This window comes from Myroides sp. C15-4, assembly GCF_050522745.1.
Lineage (GTDB): Bacteria > Bacteroidota > Bacteroidia > Flavobacteriales > Flavobacteriaceae > Flavobacterium.
Genome location: NZ_JBMVQX010000005.1, coordinates 103,046 through 123,419 on the forward strand (window position 1 = coordinate 103,046; position 20,374 = coordinate 123,419).

The 20,374-nt window shown below is 37.6% G+C and carries 22 protein-coding genes; 8 read left to right on the plus strand and 14 right to left on the minus strand.

Features of this window, described 5'->3' with window-relative positions; genetic code table 11:
- The first annotated feature begins 30 nt into the window (after nt 1–30).
- From ACPDHL_RS03905 to ACPDHL_RS03935, 7 genes are all read left to right on the plus strand, one after another.
- Nucleotides 31–429, plus strand: a complete 399-nt coding sequence (locus ACPDHL_RS03905; protein ID WP_430531493.1) for a hypothetical protein — start codon at nt 31–33, stop codon at nt 427–429.
- A 29-nt stretch (nt 430–458) separates the two neighbouring features.
- A complete protein-coding gene (locus tag ACPDHL_RS03910; RefSeq protein WP_430531549.1) occupies nt 459–1,052 on the plus strand; it encodes a penicillin-binding protein activator LpoB in 594 nt (197 codons plus the stop codon).
- An 11-nt stretch (nt 1,053–1,063) separates the two neighbouring features.
- Nucleotides 1,064–2,488 carry a COG3014 family protein gene (locus ACPDHL_RS03915; RefSeq protein WP_430531494.1) on the plus strand — a complete coding sequence of 475 codons (1,425 nt, stop codon included), beginning with the start codon at nt 1,064–1,066 and terminating at the stop codon, nt 2,486–2,488.
- A gap of 6 nt (nt 2,489–2,494) precedes the next feature.
- A complete protein-coding gene (locus ACPDHL_RS03920) occupies nt 2,495–2,848 on the plus strand; it encodes a cysteine-rich CWC family protein (RefSeq protein ID WP_430531495.1) in 354 nt (117 codons plus the stop codon).
- 74 nt (nt 2,849–2,922) lie between these two features.
- A complete protein-coding gene (locus ACPDHL_RS03925) occupies nt 2,923–3,861 on the plus strand; it encodes a mevalonate kinase family protein (protein ID WP_430531496.1) in 939 nt (312 codons plus the stop codon).
- 54 nt (nt 3,862–3,915) lie between these two features.
- Nucleotides 3,916–4,839, plus strand: a complete 924-nt coding sequence (locus ACPDHL_RS03930; RefSeq protein ID WP_430531497.1) for a geranylgeranylglycerol-phosphate geranylgeranyltransferase — start codon at nt 3,916–3,918, stop codon at nt 4,837–4,839.
- Nucleotides 4,840–4,909: 70 nt separating this feature from the next.
- Nucleotides 4,910–5,800 carry a pseudouridine synthase gene (locus ACPDHL_RS03935; protein ID WP_430531498.1) on the plus strand — a complete coding sequence of 297 codons (891 nt, stop codon included), beginning with the start codon at nt 4,910–4,912 and terminating at the stop codon, nt 5,798–5,800.
- 205 nt (nt 5,801–6,005) lie between these two features.
- On the opposite strand, the gene ACPDHL_RS03940 is transcribed toward ACPDHL_RS03935, so the two are convergent.
- From ACPDHL_RS03940 to ACPDHL_RS03955, 4 genes are all read right to left on the minus strand, one after another.
- On the minus strand, nt 6,006–6,536 hold the full coding sequence (locus ACPDHL_RS03940; RefSeq protein ID WP_430531499.1) for a YceI family protein: 531 nt from the start codon (nt 6,534–6,536) through the stop codon (nt 6,006–6,008).
- A gap of 26 nt (nt 6,537–6,562) precedes the next feature.
- Complete coding sequence (locus ACPDHL_RS03945) at nt 6,563–7,294, minus strand: pirin family protein (protein ID WP_430531500.1); 732 nt, start codon at nt 7,292–7,294, stop codon at nt 6,563–6,565.
- 186 nt (nt 7,295–7,480) lie between these two features.
- Nucleotides 7,481–8,056 carry a Crp/Fnr family transcriptional regulator gene (locus ACPDHL_RS03950; protein ID WP_430531501.1) on the minus strand — a complete coding sequence of 192 codons (576 nt, stop codon included), beginning with the start codon at nt 8,054–8,056 and terminating at the stop codon, nt 7,481–7,483.
- A gap of 108 nt (nt 8,057–8,164) precedes the next feature.
- Nucleotides 8,165–9,355, minus strand: a complete 1,191-nt coding sequence (locus tag ACPDHL_RS03955) for a pyridoxal phosphate-dependent aminotransferase (protein ID WP_430531502.1) — start codon at nt 9,353–9,355, stop codon at nt 8,165–8,167.
- A gap of 114 nt (nt 9,356–9,469) precedes the next feature.
- Between ACPDHL_RS03955 and rsmG the strand changes: the two genes are divergently transcribed.
- Nucleotides 9,470–10,099, plus strand: coding sequence for a 16S rRNA (guanine(527)-N(7))-methyltransferase RsmG (rsmG, locus tag ACPDHL_RS03960; RefSeq protein WP_430531503.1), 630 nt, complete (start codon nt 9,470–9,472; stop codon nt 10,097–10,099).
- 370 nt (nt 10,100–10,469) lie between these two features.
- Here rsmG and ACPDHL_RS03965 read toward each other — a convergent pair whose 3' ends face one another.
- The 10 genes from ACPDHL_RS03965 to ACPDHL_RS04010 all read right to left on the minus strand — a co-directional run bounded on the left by ACPDHL_RS03965 (nt 10,470) and on the right by ACPDHL_RS04010 (nt 20,351).
- On the minus strand, nt 10,470–11,342 hold the full coding sequence (locus ACPDHL_RS03965; RefSeq protein ID WP_430531504.1) for a universal stress protein: 873 nt from the start codon (nt 11,340–11,342) through the stop codon (nt 10,470–10,472).
- A gap of 6 nt (nt 11,343–11,348) precedes the next feature.
- Nucleotides 11,349–12,935: a BCCT family transporter gene (locus tag ACPDHL_RS03970; protein ID WP_430531505.1), complete on the minus strand. Its 1,587-nt coding sequence runs from the start codon at nt 12,933–12,935 to the stop codon at nt 11,349–11,351.
- Nucleotides 12,936–13,140: 205 nt separating this feature from the next.
- Nucleotides 13,141–14,766, minus strand: coding sequence for an L-glutamate gamma-semialdehyde dehydrogenase (gene pruA / locus ACPDHL_RS03975; RefSeq protein ID WP_430531506.1), 1,626 nt, complete (start codon nt 14,764–14,766; stop codon nt 13,141–13,143).
- A gap of 98 nt (nt 14,767–14,864) precedes the next feature.
- Nucleotides 14,865–15,251, minus strand: coding sequence for a Co2+/Mg2+ efflux protein ApaG (gene apaG, locus ACPDHL_RS03980; RefSeq protein ID WP_430531507.1), 387 nt, complete (start codon nt 15,249–15,251; stop codon nt 14,865–14,867).
- Between the two features lie 18 nt (nt 15,252–15,269).
- The gene (locus tag ACPDHL_RS03985; protein WP_430531508.1) at nt 15,270–16,514 is read right to left on the minus strand and encodes a DUF5103 domain-containing protein; all 1,245 of its coding nucleotides are present in this window, start codon (nt 16,512–16,514) and stop codon (nt 15,270–15,272) included.
- Between the two features lie 13 nt (nt 16,515–16,527).
- Entirely contained in the window at nt 16,528–17,193 is a 666-nt protein-coding gene (gene hxpB / locus ACPDHL_RS03990) for a hexitol phosphatase HxpB (RefSeq protein WP_430531509.1), read from the minus strand.
- A 69-nt stretch (nt 17,194–17,262) separates the two neighbouring features.
- Complete coding sequence (locus ACPDHL_RS03995) at nt 17,263–18,033, minus strand: class I SAM-dependent methyltransferase (RefSeq protein WP_430531510.1); 771 nt, start codon at nt 18,031–18,033, stop codon at nt 17,263–17,265.
- A 13-nt stretch (nt 18,034–18,046) separates the two neighbouring features.
- Complete coding sequence (gene map, locus ACPDHL_RS04000; protein ID WP_430531511.1) at nt 18,047–18,865, minus strand: type I methionyl aminopeptidase; 819 nt, start codon at nt 18,863–18,865, stop codon at nt 18,047–18,049.
- Nucleotides 18,866–18,982: 117 nt separating this feature from the next.
- Nucleotides 18,983–19,648: a VOC family protein gene (locus tag ACPDHL_RS04005; protein WP_430531512.1), complete on the minus strand. Its 666-nt coding sequence runs from the start codon at nt 19,646–19,648 to the stop codon at nt 18,983–18,985.
- A 130-nt stretch (nt 19,649–19,778) separates the two neighbouring features.
- Nucleotides 19,779–20,351, minus strand: a complete 573-nt coding sequence (locus ACPDHL_RS04010) for a hypothetical protein (RefSeq protein WP_430531513.1) — start codon at nt 20,349–20,351, stop codon at nt 19,779–19,781.
- Nucleotides 20,352–20,374: the final 23 nt, after the last annotated feature.

Sequence of the window (20,374 nt, forward strand, 5' to 3'; positions counted from 1 at the left end):
AAATAGTGTTTATTCTAAAAATTTCAAGCTATGAAAAATGTTATAAAGTTATTAGGACTGATGATGTGTAGCTTGTTTACGTATCAAGCAAGCGCACAAACACCGAACTTAGATCAAAATCCCAACTATCGTGTAAGTATGGAAAAATACATGATACAAAAGGATTCGCTTCTGGTGAATTTAGGTGAAACGGTACACAATACATACAAAGCGTATGACTGGTATGAAGCAAAACAAGAACGCAAAGCGTTGAAGCGACAATACCGTCATGAAGAACGCATGGCTAGGGCAAAATACGGACGTTCGTATTATTCTGATTATGGGTATAACTACAACTACGGATACAACAATTACTATAGAAACTACAGCAATTGGAATTGGTCTCCGCGTATTGGTTTTAGAACTGGGAACTGGTGGTTCTCTATTTAGTAGAAAAAATAATGAATAATAAAAAAAATATGCAAATTAGAAAGATAGCATTAGCTGCAATTTTAGCGGCATCAGGTTTATTTATCACCTCTTGTGGTCGTCAAGTAACACGAGTAAGCACGGATGAAACAATCGATATCAGTGGTAGATGGAACAATTCAGATTCAAGAGAAGTCGCTCAGCAAATGACAAGACAAGTACTAGATGGTACATGGATTGGAGACTTTCAAGATGAGAACAACAATAAAAAGCCAGTTGTGATCGTGGGAATGGTGTATAACAAAAGCCATGAGCATATTGATGCAGAAACATTTGTAAAAGATGTAGAGCAATCGTTTATTCAATCTGGACGTGTGCGTTTGGTGCAAGGAGGTAAAAAACGAGACGAACTTAGAGGAGAAAGAGCAGATCAACAAACCAATGCATCCGCTTCTTCTATGAAACAATTCGGTTTAGAACAAGGGGCAGACTTTATGTTACAAGGTTCTATTAACTCTATTGTAGATTCACACAAAAAGAAAAAAGTTGTTTACTATCAAGTTAATTTAGAATTAACGAATTTACAAACAAATGAAGTTGTTTGGATCGGAGACAAAAAAATAGCGAAATACGTAAAAAACTAAACTTATAATTAATGGTTTTCAATCGAACCATATCCTCCATTACAAAAACATTAGTGCCTGTGGCGCTAATGTTTTTCGTCTTTGGATGCGCGACCTATCACGATCGAATTACAGATTATTATCAACGAATGATCCGCGAAGACTATGCTGGAGCGGAGAGTGCATTGGATAAAAATAAACTGTTGCAAAAATCGAGAAACCTCTTGCTTTTCTATATGGAAAAAGGAAGAGTGGAACACTTAAAAGGGAACTATACCTTAAGTAACCAATACCTAAATAAAGCGGATCTCTTAATTGAAGATCAGGTTGCCAAATTTGGTGATGTAATGGTTGGCCTCTTTTTAAATTCGATGTCCCAAAGTTATAAGGGAGAAGAGTTTGAAATCTTTATGCTACACTATTATAAGGCCTTGAATTATTTATATCTCGGACAATCACAAGAAGCCCTAGTAGAAGCTCGTCGTATTTCCCTCCAAAACTATGAGCAAGGGGATAAGTACAGTAATAAAACTACGCGTTATTCTAAAGATGCTTTTTCTTTAAATTTACAAGGACTTATTTACGAGTCGACAGGAAATTACAACGATGCTTTTATCGCTTACCGCAATGCGGTTGAAGTGTATCAAAGTGCGGTTGGTGGTCTGTACTACGGTGTAAGTATTCCAGAGAATTTAAAGTATGATGTCATGAATATGGCCTATAAACTTGGGTTTACGAATGATCTACGCAAGTTTGAAAAAGACTTTGGTAAGACGTTTAAACCCTTTCAAGCTGCTGAGGGTGGAGAACTTGTTGTGTTTTGGGAAAATGGAACTGCACCAATTAAAGAAGAAGAGAATATTATGTTCTCTTTGATTAAAGGCGATAGTGGTGCTTTAGTATTTACCAATGCTTTAGGCGTGATGATCCCCTTAGATTTTGGAATTGCTGGGCATACAGATTTGAGCGATGTACACAGTGTAAATATTGCTTATCCCAAGTATATTAGCACACCCGTGCCTTTTGCTAAAGCCCAAGTGCAGGTAAACGGCACGGCTACGTATGTTTTAGAAAAGGTACAAGATATTGATGTGGTCGCGGTTTCAACCCTACAAGAACGAGCAGGAAAAGAATTAGGAAAAATTTTAACGCGTTTGGCTGTTAAAAAATCAGCGGAATATGCCGTCAAATCAGTGGCTAGATCCAATGATAATAACGCAGTGTTAGAAGGAGTAGGTTTGGGCTTACAGTTGTATAACTTATTCTCAGAAAAAGCGGATACCCGAAATTGGCAAACCCTTCCTGCGGAAATAAAATACGCACGCGTTCCGTTAGCCAAAGGAAAAAATCAGTTGGCCTTCGATTTGCAAAGACCTAATGGACCATCCGTAAAACAAGAAGTTGAAATTGAATCCAATGGAGGCTTGAAGTTTTACAATTTTGCAACAATGCGATAAGAAAGTATGGCAAAAAATAAAGTATGCACCCATTGTAAGGTACCTATTAGCTGTCAACCCGATGCGATTGGACAATGTGATTGTGCTCAAATTAAAATTCATACTGATACCAAGGCATTCTTGCGTAGTTCTTTTCACAAGTGTTTATGCACGTCGTGTTTAGTGCAAATGGATCAATTGGTAGCGGAAGCAAAAATCAGTGACTTTCCACGTAAACGCAGTGAGATGATTGAAGACAAACACTACTATATCGAAAATGGGTATTTTGTCTTTACAGCATTGTATCATTTGCTCAAAGGACAATGTTGCCAAAATGGATGTCGACATTGTGTTTATGGTTACAAAAACCGGTATTTGTAGAAAAATAATAAAACAAAACCACCTAAGCGTGAATATTATACGTACCTTTGCGGGGTAAATTACTTTTATAAGCTATGAAAGGACCTTTATTTTATTCTAAAATTCTTTTATTCGGAGAATACGGAATTATAAAAGACTCAAAAGGATTATCAATCCCCTATAATTTTTATAAGGGAGCCTTGAAAATGGATGAAAACCTAGAAGGATTCGCAAAAAAATCAAATGAATATTTGAGAAATTTTGCTGATTATCTTGTAGATATGCAGGAAGCCGAACCTACTTTGGTACAATTTGATATGGAACGTTTACAAACAGAAATTGAAAACGGACTGTATTTTGATTCAAGTATTCCGCAAGGTTACGGTGTGGGAAGTAGTGGTGCACTAGTTGCAGCAATCTATGATCAATACGCGTTTGAAAAAATTACAGTATTGGAAAACTTAAGCAAAGAGAAATTGCTGAAGTTGAAAGGGATTTTCGGTAAAATGGAAGCTTTCTTTCACGGTACAAGTTCTGGATTAGATCCATTGAACAGCTATTTGAGCCTGCCGATTTTAATTAACTCCAAAGACAATATCGAACCAACAGGTATTCCTTCTCAAAGTTTAGATGGAAAAGGTGCCGTGTTTTTAATCGATTCAGGAATTGTTGGAGAAACAGCTCCAATGGTTACCATCTTTATGGAGAAATTAAAAGAACAAGGGTTTAGAAAAGTGTTGAAAGAAGAGTTTATCAAACATACTGATGCTTGTGTGGAAAATTTCTTGAAAGGAGATTTGAAAGCCCTGTTCAACAACACTAAAGAACTTTCATCTGTGGTGTTTAATCACTTTAAGCCCATGATCCCTGAACAATTCCACAATGTATGGCAAAAGGGTATCGAGACCAATGACTACTATTTGAAATTATGTGGTTCTGGTGGAGGTGGCTATATCTTAGGATTTACACCTGATATTGACAAAGCAAAAGAAACGCTTAAAGATTACAAGTTAGAAGTAGTCTACCAATTTTAAGCCCAAAACATAAAGAATGTTATAACCTTTTTTATTAACCGCGAAAAATATAATATGTTATCTAGGAAAAATAAAATCCTCTTAGCTAAAATATTCAGTTTGTTTTCTGTGGTGAGAGGTTATAACATTTTTGTTATAGTTCTAGCCCAGTATCTTGCGTCTATCTTTATTTTCGCTCCCGAAAAAAGAGCTTTAGATGTTATTTTAGATTGGCGACTATTTCTTATTATCTTATCGTCGGCTTTAGCAATCGCTTCTGGCTATATTATCAACAATTTTTACGACGCAGAAAAAGACCTAATTAATCGACCAACTAAATCGATGTTGGACCGTTTAGTGAGTCAAACAACTAAATTAAGGGTTTACTTTCTTCTTAATTTTTTGTCTGTTTGTATTGTTCTCCCTGTTTCTCTACATGGTGCTCTCTTTTTTTCGATCTATATTTTTCTCTTGTGGTTCTATTCGCATAAGTTGAAAAAGTATCCCATCATTGGTAATCTATTGGCTTCGTTGTTGGCTATATTGCCTTTTTTTGCCATTTTGATGTATTTTCAATCCTTCCATGCCTCTATTTTTATTCATGCTTTTTTCTTGTATTTGATTATGCTCATACGGGAAATCATGAAAGATTTAGAAAACATCAAGGGAGATTTTGCGAATAACTATCAAACGATTCCCGTGCGCTTTGGTGAACGCATGGCAAAGGAAGTAATTACGGCTGTATTTGCCTTGGCACTCATTCCGATTTACCTAATGACCGTTCGCTATGATGTTGGGTATATGATTTATTATTTTTATTTCAGTATAGTTATTTTACTTTTCTTTTTGGTAAAACTTTGGAAGTCAGAAACAACACAAGAATACCATCAGCTTCACTTTTTACTCAAGCTTTTACTTTTGTTAGGTGTCTTGTCTATTGTGTTAATTAAGCCTGATGTTTTGGCAAGTGGAAAGTATCTTTTAGAAGAGAACTTATAATAAAAGCCTATATTTTTTTGTATATTGAAATAAAAGACGGAGTTTGTCTATCTTTGCAAAAATATTTAATATGAATAACGGTAAATCAGGTTCTAGAAAAAACCAATCTAATCGCAGTGGTAAACCAAAAGCTGGAGGAGCAAAACCTTTCCAGAAGCGAGCTAGTCAAGGTCAGGGAACACAAAAACCAAAGCCTTCTGCTAGAACATTCGATAAAAAACCAAAAGTCGTAGCTACTCCAAAAGCAGATAATGGAGAGATGCGCTTAAATAAGTATATTAGTAATTCTGGTGTGTGCTCGAGAAGAGACGCAGATTTATATATTGTTTCGGGTAACGTAAAAGTAAACGGAGAAATTGTAACTGAATTAGGATACAAAGTAAAAATAACCGATGTGGTTAACTTTGATGGTATGGTGATTACCCCAGAGAAGAAAGTTTACCTTGTGTTGAATAAGCCCAAAGGGTTCTCTACAATTAATGAAGACATTGTAAGTCAGGAAAATGTGTTGAGTTTAGTAAAAGGTGCTTCTAAATCGCCTATAGTACCAGTAGGTCGTATGGATAAAAGTACGTTGGGTTTAATGATTTTTACGAACGACACGAATTTAATTCAAAAATTGAGTTCGCCTGAGCAACGTTCATCCAAGGTGTACCAAGTTTCTTTGGATCGCAATTTGAAATACGAAGATTTAGAACGCGTGCAAAAGGGAATTTACATTGAGGAAAAACGCGTATTTGTGGAAGATGTGGCTTACGTAGAAAACCAACCAAAAACGGAAATCGGAATTAAGTTGAAAGCTTCTAACGTGAAATTAGTTCGCGCTTTATTTGAATCGCTTGATTATAACGTTTTAAAAGTGGATCGCGTTATGTACGGATCAATTACCAAATGGAACCTGCCAAGAGGCACATGGAGATTCTTAACTGAAGAAGAAGTTCGCAGCTTGCAACAAGGATAGTGAAATAGAGAAGGGAAAATAGAGATGGGAGATAAGAAGAATTCTCGGTTTATAGCGAGATCTTCATTTGAATAATAGCTAAACCTTCTTTCTGAATAAAATAAAAAACGCGACGGCTTTTTAGCCGTCGCGTTTTTTATTTTATTTAGATAGATGAGGTTTACTTCCAAGGGATCATTTTCCCATCTCCCTTTTCTCATTTCCTTTAAGCTAAAACAAATTGTGTTTCAATATCGAAATTAACTTCCTCACTCACTAAGAGACCACCTGCTTCTAGTGCTGTGTTCCAGTTTAAATCCCAGTCTTTTCTATTGACTTTTCCTGTTAGGGCTAAAGCAACTTTAGCATTGCCCCAAGGATCGATAATCACACCGCTGTATTCGGCATTCAATTTGATCGTTTTGCTTACACCATGCATGTTTAATGTTCCTTCTACACTGTAGTGAGTTTCTCCTTTTTTCTCAATTTTTGTTGAGGTAAAAGTTACAGTAGGGTACTTTTCTACGTCAAAGAAATCCGCGCTTTTTAGGTGATTATCTCGATCTGTATTATTGGTGTTTACGGAAGCAGCTTGTGCTTCAAAGCTAATTGAACTTGCTTCGAAATTATCATCAACCAAGTTTAATGAAGCTTGATAATCGGTGAAAGACCCTCTGACATTGGTAAACATCATGTGTTTAATTTTAAATCCAATTAAAGAGTGTGTCGTGTCAATATTCCATTTTTTAGTTTCCATCTTGTTGTTGTTTTTTATGTTTGTAATTATTGTAAGTAACTTGGCAATTCCATCGGAACTTCCATAAGTAATAGCTGTGTATCAGCTGTCGCATGTACGCTTAGGTTTTCAATATCCCAAATGCCAAGGGCATCTCGACGCTCTAGGGTATGATCATTTACGGTAATACTTCCCTCTAGAACAAAGAGGTAAACACCATTGCTTTTGTCTTTGAGATTGTAGTTTAACGCTTTATGCTGATCGAGATCAGCGCGATGGAACCATGCGTTTTGGTGAATCCATGCTCCTGCATCCTCTGGATTAGGTGATAGAATCTGATCCCAGTTATTTTTGCGGTTTGCTACATCCAATTGAAGTTGTTGGTAACGAGGTGTAACGTGAAGGGTGTGCGGAAATAACCAAATTTGTAAGAATTCCGAAGCTTCTGTTGTACTCGGATTAAATTCACTATGTTCTACTCCTGTACCTGCACTCATTACTTGGATTTCATCTACGTGAATGGTCTCTCCATGTCCCATGCTATCTTTATGGGCTAAACTTCCCATGAGTGGAATGGAGATAATTTCCATATTCTCGTGGGGATGCGTTCCAAATCCCATGCCTGGAGCCACATAATCGTCATTTAATACGCGCAACACACCGAAGTGTACGCGGTCGTTGTTTCTGTAATTTGCGAAGCTAAAGGTGTGGTTTGATTTTAACCAACCGTGATCGGCATAACCTCTTGTGTCTGCTTTGTATAAAATATAGTTGTTCATAGCTGTATTGATTTTGTCTTACAAAGATACAGATAGTCAACAGGTTAGTTGCTTAATGTAGGTTAAGAAATGGGAAAATGGAAAATGGAGAATGGAAATGGGTGAATGGAAATGGGTGAATGGCAATTTGTCATTACCAATTAAATTTTCATTTTAAATTAGAAACACTAAACCGTGAACTGTCAACTATTTCATTAGCATTCGCTTTTTCAGCTTGCTAAAAAATTCGGGTGTAATGCCTAGATAAGAAGCAATTTGCTTTTGAGGCAAGCAATATTGAATATCTGGAAAACGCTGAGAGAAGCGCTCATAACGTTCTTCAGCAGTCAATGATAGGTTATCCATCAAGCGTTGTTGATTGGCGATTAAAGAGCGCTCAATCAAGATACGGAAATAACGTTCCATTTTGGGAACTTGGTCAAAGAGGTTGAGCTGTTGGTCTCGGGTTAAGGTAAGGACCATCGCATCTTCAACTACTTCAATATAGGAATTGCCTGGTTTTTGAGAAAGAAAGCTGTACATATCGGCAATCCACCATCCATTTGTAGCGAAACTAACGGTGTGTTCGACGATTTGATCATCGACAAAGTAGTTGCGCAAAATACCTGAAACTACAAAGGTTGAATTATAGCAGATTTCTCCTTCTAGCAGGAGTTTTTCTTTCGCACTATAACGGTGAGATTCGAAGGAATCCAATACTACTTTTTGTTCTATTTCAGTTAGGGTAACATGCTTTGCAATGCTTTCTAGTAATATATCCACGGCAATTAGTTTATCATATAAAAATACACTTTTTATTTGAAAAGTCTATAAAAAAAGCACTTATACCACAAGTATAAGTGCTTTTAAATATGATTCTAGTCGAATGCCTTATTGCAACGCTTCTTTCATTCGTTTTAAGGCTTCTGTCAATTGATCTTCGCTTGTTGCGTAAGAAAGGCGGATGCAGTTTGGATTTCCAAAAGCATCTCCTGTTACTGTAGCAACATAAGCTTTATCTAGTAAGTACATTGATAAGTCATTGGCGTCTTTAATCGTCACCCCTTGCAAGGTTTTTCCGAAGAAAGCGGATACATCTGGAAATAAATAGAAAGCACCATCAGGTACATTCACTTTAATACCTGGAATTTCTCTAAGTAAGTTAACCACTAAATCTCTTCGATTTTTAAAGGCTTGTACCATGTCTTTTAAAACGCTAGGATCTGCATTTACTGCCGTAATGGTGGCGCGTTGTGCAATGGTATTGGCTCCAGAGGTTACTTGTCCTTGCATTTTAGCACAGGCTTTTGCAATGAATTCTGGTGCACCGATATAACCAATACGATATCCTGTCATGGCAAAGGCTTTTGAAATACCGTTTACCGTAATAGTACGGTCAATCAAATTACCGATTGAACCGATACTGTAATAAGGGCTTCCAAAATTAATATGTTCGTAAATCTCATCCGATAAAATGTAAATGGATGGGTATTTGTCTAGAACTGCCGCAATAGCTTCTAATTCTGCTTTGTTGTACACCGATCCACTTGGGTTACAAGGTGAACTAAACCACACCATTTTCGTTTTGGGAGTAATTGCATCTTCCAGTTGTTGTGGGGTAATTTTAAAATCCGTGTCAATGCTTGTTGATACTTCCACCGGTACACCTGCTGCAATTTTAACGATTTCAGCATAGCTTACCCAAAATGGCGCAGGGATGATTACTTCATCTCCTGGATTAATCATCGCTTGGGCTACGTTAAACAAGGCTTGCTTCGCACCTGTTGATACGACAATTTGATTGGGGGTATAGGGTAAGTTGTTATCTCTTTTGAATTTGTTGCTGATTGCTTGTCTTAGTTCTAGATATCCTTCAACTGGTGGATACTTACTGTAGTTATCTGTGATGGCTTGAATCGCTGCCTCTTTGATAAAGTCAGGGGTATTAAAATCGGGCTCACCAAGACTCAAGCTGATAATGTCTATTCCTTGTTCTTTTAGCTCGCGGGCTTTTGCAGCCATGGCTAAAGTTTGTGACGTTGTAAGATTGTTGATTCTATCTGATAGAACTTGAGTTTTCATAGGTATTCATTCTTTTAAATAGTATCAATCAAAGGTAAGTATAATAAATCTATATTATAGTTAAGGGCTCTTTATTTACCAATAAAAAAAGCTATTTTTGTCAAAACTTTTGAAATGGAAGAAATTTTAAAATATTTCCCTAATTTAACTCCAGAACAGATCGCACAATTTGAGCAATTGGAAGGGGTGTATAACGAATGGAATGCGAAGATTAACGTTATTTCTAGAAAAGATATACACGAATTGTATGTGAAGCATGTCTTACATTCGTTGGGGATTGCTAAGGTGATGGAATTTGTTCCCGGTAGCAGTGTACTGGATGTTGGAACGGGAGGTGGTTTTCCTGGTATTCCATTGGCTATTATGTTTCCAGAAACGAAATTTTATTTGATTGATATCATTGCAAAGAAAATTCGCGTGGTCAATGAAGTAGTACAAGCCTTGGGAATACAAAATGTGATCGCCGAGCAAAAAAGAGCAGAAACCGTAGAGGAAAAATTCGATTTTATTGTAAGTCGTGCGGTAACAAATATGCCTGATTTTGTCAAGTGGATTCGACACAAAACCAAAAAGGAAAATGTGCATGAATTTGACAATGGAATTCTGTACTTAAAAGGAGGAGATCTAACAGAAGAATTACAAGATTTTCCCAAAGCAGTTCAATTTGACTTGAGTAATATCTTTGACGATGAATTCTTTGAAACGAAAAAAGTGGTGTATCTGCCGTTGAAATATAAAGGATAAAATGGAGATGGGTGATGAGAAATGGGTGATGGGTGAATTTATTCTATAAAAAAAGGTTCGATCTTTGGAAGAAGATCGAACCTTTTTTTGTTTTTCGGCTTTTGCTCTTTGCTCTTTGTTCTTTGTTCTTTGCTCTTTGCTCTTTGTTCTTTGTGCTTTGTGCTTTGAAGAAATACTCCTATGTACAGTGAAATTATCTTATAAATGTAGAGACAAAACAAACCGCGCACCGTGCAAACCGTGCGAATCTCACAAAATAGTTCTTTGCTCTTTGTGCTTTGAAGCAATACTGCTATGTAAAGCGTATTATCTTACAAAGGAAGAAACAAAATAAACCGTTTAACTCATTTCCCATCTCCCATTTCCATTATCATCGAAGTGGTTTGACGAATAACAAACATGTATCTGTTGGTCGGTGTAATAAATGATTGGCCACACTTCCTAGTATAATATCTTTGATTCCTGTAGAACCTTTTACCCCCAAAATCATTAAATCGGCTTTTTTGTTTTTGGCGTAGGTGATTAACGCAGCTGAAATATTTTGATTTTTTGCAGGAATGATGTCAATATCGGTATAATGTGGATATTGTTTGTTCCATTTTTCTTCTTTTTCTTTGATGTCTTCCAAGGAGATTTTGTCTAGTTCTTTTTCTGTCATCATAGGCAAATAGCTCCAATAGGATTTCGAAATATGCACTGCAGAGTGTTTGATGCGTTGCCCTTTGGAATTGTTTTTAAAGCGATCAGCCCAAAGCATAATCGCGTTTGTATAGCGGGAAAAGTCAATGGCATCAATAACAGTTTCGATTGGCACTTGAAAGGTTTCTGGTACAAGTAGGGTTGCAAAGGGCAAGATGCGAACTAATTTATTAGCTAAAGCCCCATTTCCGCTTAGTTTTTGTTTGTTTCCCAATACCAGGAGATCGTAGTTCTTCTTCTTCGCTACAGCAGAGAAGGCAATTTCTGAATAATTCTCTACAGTAACTAAAATTTCATGTGCACAGGTGATTTCTGTTGCTGCTATTTGGTCTTCAACTCTTTTTACAATCCTCTTTTGAATGAGTTCGAGTTGGTCTTTTTGGATTAATTCTTTAGGAAGCTCACCTAATTTCAAATTGTGAATAAAGGTGATTTGCGCTACATTGAGAATGTGATCGAGTATATTGGCATATTGGATGAGGAATTGATCCATCTCAGATAGATCCAAGCCAACGAGTATATTGAGTGCTTTGTTTGTTTCCATGTGTTGTTATTTTTGCTGTTCTTCAATTAGATCTGAAATAATTTCTTTGTAGCTTTTTTCTTCTTTGGACTTGAGCTGTTTGGCCTTTTTATTTAGTTCGTCTTGCAGTCCTTTTTGCAAGCTATAGCACATGAGTAGTAGGATGACAGCAAAAGGTAGACCTGTTATGATTACGGCAGTTTGCAAGGCATCTAATCCACCACCCCAAAGGAGAACAATGGCAATAAAACCTTGAGCAAAAGACCAAAAGACGCGTTGCCATACGGGCGAATTGCCTTCACTACCTGAGGTAATGTTATCGATGACTAAAGACCCTGAATCCGATGAGGTAATAAAGAATGAAAAAATTAAGATAATGGCAACAATAGAAAGGAAGTTCGTCAGTGGGAAGTTTTCTAAGAACACAAATAGTGCCGTAGAAATATCTTCTTTCACTGCAAGTACCATGGTCATATCGCCTTCTAGGATGGTGTGTAAGGCGCTTCCTCCGAATACATTCATCCAAAGTAAGGTAATTAAGCCTGGTACAATTAGCACCCCTAAAACGAATTCTTTGATTGTTCTACCTTTTGAAATTCGCGCAATAAAACTACCGACGAACGGAGACCAAGCAATCCACCAAGCCCAGTAGAAGATGGTCCAAATGTTTTGCCATCCCGATCCTTTATAGGTGTCGTTCCACGTACTGATATCAATGAAATTGGCTAAATAAGAACCTGTATTTTGCACATAGCCCTTTAAAATAAATAGCGTAGGGCCTAAGATGAAAATCAAAAGCATAAATCCAGAAGCCATATACATGTTGACATTACTCAATAGTTTGACTCCTTTATCCAAGCCTGAAAATACAGAAATTGTCGCGATACTGATCACTCCTATAATAATACCTGCTTGCATCATGGGAGAAATCTCCCAACCATAGAGGTATTCTAATCCAGCTGTAATTTGAGTCACTCCTAATCCCAAAGAAGTAGAGAGTCCAAATACGGTAGCTAGTGTAGAGAGGATATCGATGGTGTGTCCCCACCAACCGTGAATTTTTTCCTTTAAGAAAGGATATAGCAAGGAGCGAAAGGTCATGGGAAGCTTGCGATTAAAACTAAAGAATGCCAAAGCTAATCCCACAATGGCATAAATAGCCCATGCGTGCAGTCCCCAGTGTAAGCTGGTAAATTCCATGGCTTGGATAACAGCATCAATATCGTTATCTGTAGGTCGCGGTGGATTGAAAAAATGGGAAACAGGTTCTCCAATACTAAAGAACATGATTCCGATTCCCATACCTGTACTAAAGAGCATGGCAAACCAAGAGGGTTTAGAGAATTCGGGTTCGGCATCATCTCCACCAAGACGGATATTGCCGTATTTGCCAAAAGCTAAAAAGAGGGCAAAGATGAGTATGATATTGACCGTAAGGATAAAAAACCATCCAAAATTTTCTGTGACCGCCAATTGACCGACGTGAAACCAATCACCTACTTTGCTGGGAAATAGTAAACAGACCGCAATTAGTAAGGTTATTAAAAATAAGGAGGTGGTAAAAACAGGTGGGTTGATCACCAATTGTTTCTTTTCAAGTAATTTTTTAAACATGAGTTATATACTATTTGTTAATAATTATAACCCAGCACTTTAAAAATATAAAGGTTCTTTTTCTGTGGAAAAAGAATAAAAGCAAAATATAAACGTCATTTCTACTTAATTGCCTTCTCATTTTGAGGGGGCAATCCCAATAAAAAGCACTGAATTGTGAATAAAAAAGGCGGTTAGTAAAACGAACCGCCTTTGTATGTATAGTTTATCCTAAGAAAGGATATTTGTAATCTTTTGCAGGAACAAATGTTTCTTTAATTGTTCTTGGCGATACCCAACGCAATAGGTTTAAGATAGAACCTGCTTTGTCGTTTGTACCAGAAGCTCTTGCTCCACCAAATGGTTGTTGACCTACAACAGCACCTGTTGGTTTGTCATTGATGTAGAAGTTCCCAGCAGAGTTAACTAAAGCTTCCGTAGCTTCTACAATGGCGTAACGACATTGAGAGAAGATTGCTCCAGTTAAGGCATAAGCTGAAGTCTCATCTACTAATTTTAATGTTTCAGACCATTTAGCATCTTCGTATACATAAATCGTTAATACAGGACCGAATAGCTCCGTTTGCATGGTATCGTATTTCGGATTTGAAGTTAAGATAACCGTTGGTTCTACAAAGTACCCTACTGATTTATCGTATTTTCCACCCAATACTACTTCTGCATCTGGTGCTGCTTTAGCCGTTTCGATTGCTTTTGCCAATTTGTCAAAAGAACCTTCAGAAATAACAGAAGAAACGAAGTTTGATGGATCTTCAGGAGAACCCATTTTGATTGACGCTAAGTCAGCAGCCATATAGTCTTTTACTTGAGACCATAAAGAAGCAGGAATATACGCTCTTGAAGCAGCTGAACATTTTTGTCCTTGGTATTCGAAAGCCCCTCTAGTTAAAGCTACTGCCACCTCTTTTGGACAAGAAGATGGATGTGCTAACACATAATCTTTTCCTCCTGTTTCCCCAACGATTCTAGGGTAGGTTTTATAGTTGTTGATGTTTTGTCCGATTTTTGTCCACATGCTATTGAAAACACCTGTTGATCCTGTAAAGTGGATACCAGCGAAATCAGGACTAGCTAAAAGTGTATCTGTAATCATAGCAGAATCACCGTATACTACGTTGATTACACCATCAGGTAAACCGGCTAATTTAAACACTTCTACGATTACTCTAGCCGAGTAAATTTGCGTTGCAGATGGTTTCCAAACTACTACGTTCCCCATCATAGCTACTGAAGACGGTAAGTTTCCAGAGATAGCTGTAAAGTTGAAAGGTGTAATTGCATAAACGAAACCTTCTAAAGGTCTGTGCTCTAATCTATTCCAAACGCCATCCACAGATAAAGGTTGCTCTGAATAGATTTGTGTCATGTATTCCACATTGAATCTCAAGAAATCGATAAACTCACAAGCAGCATCAATCTCCGCTTGGTGTAGTGTTTTTGCTTGAGCGATCATTGTAGCAGCGTTGATTTTAGCACGGTAAGGACCTGCTAATAATTCAGCAGCTTTTAAGAAAATAGCAGCTCTATGCTCCCAAGGCATTACAGCCCATTTCTTTTTTGCTTCTAATGCCGTTGAAATCGCTTTTTCAACTAACGCTTTGTCTGCTTGGTGGTAAACACCTAATTTATGTTTATGATCGAAAGGAGGGAATAAATCTTTTGTATTTCCAGTTCTGATTTCCTCTCCACCAATGTATAATGGAATATCAACTAATTGGCTATATTGCTCTTTGAAAGAGTTCAAAGTCAATTCTCTCTCTTGCGTTCCTGGCGCATATGATTTTACAGGCTCATTGATAGCACTTGGAACTTTGTAGAATCCTTTTGACATAATGTACTTTTTTTCGGGTTTATTAAAAAATATAAATACAAAGGTAATTAATTTTACTCGAATTACAGGTTATCATTCACTAGTTTAACTTAAAGTAACTAGTTTAAAATAAATGGAGCTACGAGTTTGAAAAAGGGAATTTCGACGGTAATCATCTGTTGGTCTTCTGTGCGAATTACGTTGTAATATCCCTGCATAGCACCTGAGGTTGAGGTTAATACACAACCACTGCTATAGGTGTATTTTTCATTGGGCAAGATAAAGGGTTGTTCGCCAACTACACCTAATCCTTCTACTATTTCTTTCGCTTGTAGGGAATCGTATATTTCCCAATGACGCGAGTGGATCTGAATGGTCGAATCACTGTGATTTTCGATGGTAATTTCATAACTAAAGGCAAATTGCATGCTATTGCTTCGTTGAAAAAAACCTTCATATAGTGTTTCTACGGTTACCTGTACTCCTTTGGTTTGCTTTGATACCATACTGTTAGCTTTTTGTTTTTAATAGGTTATTTGTTCAGCGTTCGCTTCTGCAAAACCAATCACGCGATCGTATAAATCGGTTGCTCCTCTATAATATACTAAAACTTGATATTTATTTGTCGTTAAGGCATGATTGCCATCAGGATTGTTAGCCGTACTGACTTTGCCCTTTTTAACTGCTGTAATATTGTAGTTGGTAAAGCCTTGTTTAATGAGAATCGCCTTTTCATAACGATCCGTTTCAGCGTTGTATTCCAACAAATGTTCGGGTGTTAACTCATAATTGTTGAACATCCCTGTGATGAAATAGGACAGATCTTTGTCATCGGACATCGGCTGAAACACGAAGTAAACCCAGCTGTATTCTGCTTCTATACTCGCATTTTTTCCATACATATTACGCACTTTAAACGATCCGTTGATATCGGGATAATAGGAGTATTTCTTGTCCAACCAACCCGTAATTGGATAGAGATTTGTGCGATACATATCGTTTTCTCTACCATTGAAAAAAATCATATTATTGGTTTGTTTCAAATCGCTATTGTCAAAGTAGCGAAATTGATTGGCGCCCCAAAAACTGGTTTCTTGGTCATACTTGTAAATCAAATCAGTACCAATGGTGTATTGAGGGGGAATTTTAGTGACATAAGAATCCCAACGACCATTTTGAAATAGCGCTATCTTGATATTGGTGGTTGGATTTTGATACGTTTGGTCTCCCAATTTGATGGTGAGTTCCATGGTTTGTTTCGTATCCGTATAGGTAAGATCGCGCATGCGTTTTATCTGAGCCCCTACGCCAACTGTATTTTCATAGAGTACAAATTTACGTCGGATGACTACTTGGTTGTCTTCATCGTAAATTTCTAAGATGTAATTGCCACTTTTAGTAATACGATAGACCGAGTTGGGAAGGGTTAGTCTATAATGGGTGTACATTTGTAGCGTATTGAACGAATTGCTATATTGTTGAATACGCTGATTATCCATGCCCTGTATGTATTCAATTGGTCGCAATTGAGAAGGTGTCCAATCGTAATTATAGGCCTGAACGCGATAGTAATAATTTCCCTCATCGCCATATAAATCGTCAAATTCGATAGAGAAGCTTTCGTTCAAAGGGAAAAAAGGAACTTCTGCAAGATCGTTTTTGATAAAGGCAGCCATCTTAATGTAATTAGCTGTAAAATCTTGTGTTTTTTGACCGTAGCTAAAGGCGGTGCAAAAAAATAAAAGGAAGAGCCAATTCTTGTGTAGCATGAGCGATACAGGATTAAGGGGTTACATGACTTAAAGCTAAGAAATTTTCTTTAAATTCTTCTAAATTAACTAGTTTTCTATCGGCTAAATCAAATTTAGGATCGTTGTAAAATAGCGCTTCTGGTACAGCAAAGACGATCATTCCCGCGCGTTTACCTGCCGTTGCTCCTGTAAAAGAATCTTCGATAACCAAACAGTGTTCGGGTTTACTTTGCAGGTTTGCCGCAGCTTTCAGATAGACATCGGGTGCAGGTTTTCCCTGAGGAACATCTAATGCAGATACGGTGGTTTGAAAGAAAGAAGCAATTTCCAATCGCGCTAATACGGTCTGAATCAGTGAAGGAGTGGAGTTTGTAGCTAATCCAATTTTAATTCCTTCGGCTTGTAAAAAGCGCAAGGTGTCATAGACGCCTTGTTTGATTTCTCCATCTTGGCGGATTAATTCATCCACGCGATCCACAACTGCTTGTTCTACTTCTTCTAGGGTTTTGCCTTCCCAAGGAAATAGTTGAAACCAAAGTTCCGTAACGGCTCGAGTGGTTTGTCCTGTAGTTTGATGGGCGATTTCCTCACTCCATTGACAGCCTACGGAAGTAAAAACTTCTCTTTCTGCTTGTTGCCAAAATTTTTCGGAGTCAATTAGAACGCCATCCATGTCAAAAAGTACGGTCGTGATCATAGCTATTTACGTAAACTAAAATATAGTTGTACGAAGATACGCAAAACGGATAGAATGAGAAAGGAAGGACTAGTTTGCTTTGAAACAAACCGGGATAATTTCACCTGCTGCCAAGCAATAACGGTCTATTTCTTCAGGAGAAAGCTTTTGGGTGTAATCTTCTTCAATAACAGTAAAACCAATTTGACGTAATTTGTCAAAGTAGTCCAAACCATATACGCGAACATGATCATACTGACCAAAAATTAAGGTGCGTTCTTTTGGATCGGTAATGCTGTCATCTTGAAAGGTCGTTGGGCGTTTCAAGTCTTGTGGAACCTGAAAAATACCCATGCCTCCAGGTTTTAGAATCCGGTAAAGTTCTTGCATCGCTTTGGTATCGTCGGGAATGTGTTCCAAAACGTGGTTACACAAAATAATATCAAAGGAATGATCAGCAAAAGGCAAGTTGCAGATATCTGCTTTGACGTCCGCTAAAGGCGATTCTAAATCAGTAGTGGTATAGGTTAAGTTTGTTTGCTTTTTAAAGCGTTTGTAAAAGGCTTGTTCTGGAGCAAAATGTAAGACGCGATGTGGAGCAGTGAAAAAATCAGTTTCGCGTTGTAAGTACAACCACAACAATCGATGTCTTTCTAAAGACAAGGTACTGGGGGATAATACATTATTTCGCTGTGTTGCATAGCCGTAAGGTAAAAAACTCTTAAAACTCTTCCCGTCAATTGGATCGGTATAGCGATCGCCTTTGAGGTAGCATGCAAAAAGCGGTCGAACAACATAACTCAACCGAATTAAAATCGGTCGAGGTATAATGTTCAGTATTGTTTTAAAAAGTTTTTTCATTCGGGAGGGTGAATTATAAAACTAAAGGATTAGCTCTAAACTCATCTTCTTCGTTGCTTTGGATTCCCAAAGCTTGGTAAATGTATTGGAAGGTAGAAAGTAACTCGGGCTTGCCGTTTACTAAAGCTACATCGTGCTCAAAGTGAGCGGAAGGTTTTCCATCGCGGGTAACGATTGTCCATCCGTCATTTAATTGTTTGATGTTTCTCGTTCCTAGATTAATCATCGGTTCGATAGCAACCACCATGCCTTCAACGAATTTCTTTCCTCTACCTGGTTTACCATAATTTGGCATCTCAGGAGCTTCGTGCATTTTTGTTCCTAATCCGTGTCCAACTAATTCGCGAACAACGGTATAGCCTTCTTTTTCACAGTAACGTTGAATAGCACTTCCAACATCCTCTACGCGGTTTCCTAATTTGAATTCGCGGATTCCTACGTATAGTGATTCTTTGGTGATTTGCAATAAACGCTTCGTTTCTGGAGCCACTTCACCTACCTCAAAGGTATAAGCATGATCCCCGTAGTATCCATTCATAACCGTACCACAGTCAATCGAAACGATATCACCTTCTACGATGGGTTTGTCTGTAGGTAATCCGTGAACAATTTGCTCGTTCACACTGGTTAAGATGCTTGAAGGGCATCCGTATAGTCCTTTAAATCCCGGTACTGCACCGTGATCTCTGATGAATTCTTCTGCTTTTCTGTCTAATTCTAAAGTCGTTACTCCTGGCTTTAGCTCTGTTGCAAGCATCCCTAGTGTTTTAGAAACTAATAGGGCACTTTGTCTCATCAACTCAATTTGTTCTAGAGTTTTTGGAATGATCATACTTTATTTATTTAAGAGCTACAAAATTACGCTATTCCACCGAATCAAAAAAATCAAAAAAAAGTGATTTTGTAGAAATACGCGATTTCTATCTTCTTGAGGAACAAAATCGTTGTATTACTCCCAATCTAAGGTTTCAATCGTATGCAGTTGTCCTTCCACTTCTACTTGGATGGTAGCCGGGCTTCGTTGGGCCAAAATATCCGTAGGATACCATGTTCTGTTTGGAGTAACAAGGATTAACAAACCGTCGTCATCTCCTAATGCACAAAATTCAGCTAAAGGTGTGGCTTTGGAAAAGAAGTCAACTCCTATTTGTTGTTGAATCGCTTCTCCCGTAGCAATTGGTTTTTTCGTAATCAATCCAATTTCGCTGATATTCAACATTTCCTTTGGAGTAAAGGGAACTTCTTTTTGGATCTGTGTATCTTCTCGTGCAATAAACTCCAAGAGGTTTCCATTCTTGTCCCAGAAGTAAATCGATTGGGCTTTCCAGGTGTCAAAATAGGTAATGGTTTCGTCTTTAGGCGAAGGAAGCAGCATAAGACCAGTGGTTTGTGCCCATTCAATCGCTTGGTTTACGTGATTGGTCGCAATATTGAAGGCAAAGTGATATTGTGCCTTAGTTGTCGATTTAGCAATAAAAGTCAGTTGGGTATCACCTGCTTGAAAACGAAGTGCTGTTGGCGTTTGTTCCAAAATTTTTAACCCTAGGGTTTCGCTGTAAAATTCGAGAATTGTATCTAAGTTATTTGCTTCTAATTTGAGGTCGAGTATTTTCATAAGTCTCTTTGTTTTTGTTTAAAGTAAAGGTAGGCAGAGAGACTTGTTTATACTAAGAATTTACATTGCATAAAATAATACTGACATAAGAAAAAGCAATAAAAACAGAACGAAAAAAACCTTTACATCGTTACGGTTGGATGAATTTAGGTTCTAGTTGTAACAAGTCACGGGTATGTTGGGTGAGCTTGCCATTTTCAAAAGCGAAGAGATCGGAATAGTTGCCTTTGACAAGCGCTTGTGCATCTGCTTCATTTTGAAGTAAATCGAGGCGGAAACGCTTGTTGTATTTTCCATACATATTGGAGTTATAGGCTTTGTGGTTGACAATATACAAAGGCATATTCAGCTGTTGAATATAGGTAGCTCCCAGATTATTATAACTCGTAGCGACAAAATAGATCTTATATCCATTTTCGTCTGCCCATCGTTTGAACGTAGCTAAGGGATAACAGGTAGGCCCACTACAACCATTGGCAAATAGATACACTAACACTTTTTCTTGTTGTTCAAATTGTTGGCGAATTTGTTCTCCTGTGATGGTATAAAAATGATTGGGAAGGGTGTCTTTTCCAACTTCATAGGTACTGATATGGGAGTGAGCTGCTGGATCTAATTTTTTATAATCGCTGGTAAGTCCAGCAATTTGTATACAAGAGGTACACAAAAGTAGTAAGGATAAAAGCGCGAGTGATTTTGCCATGGTTTGTCTTTTAGACGGTTAGT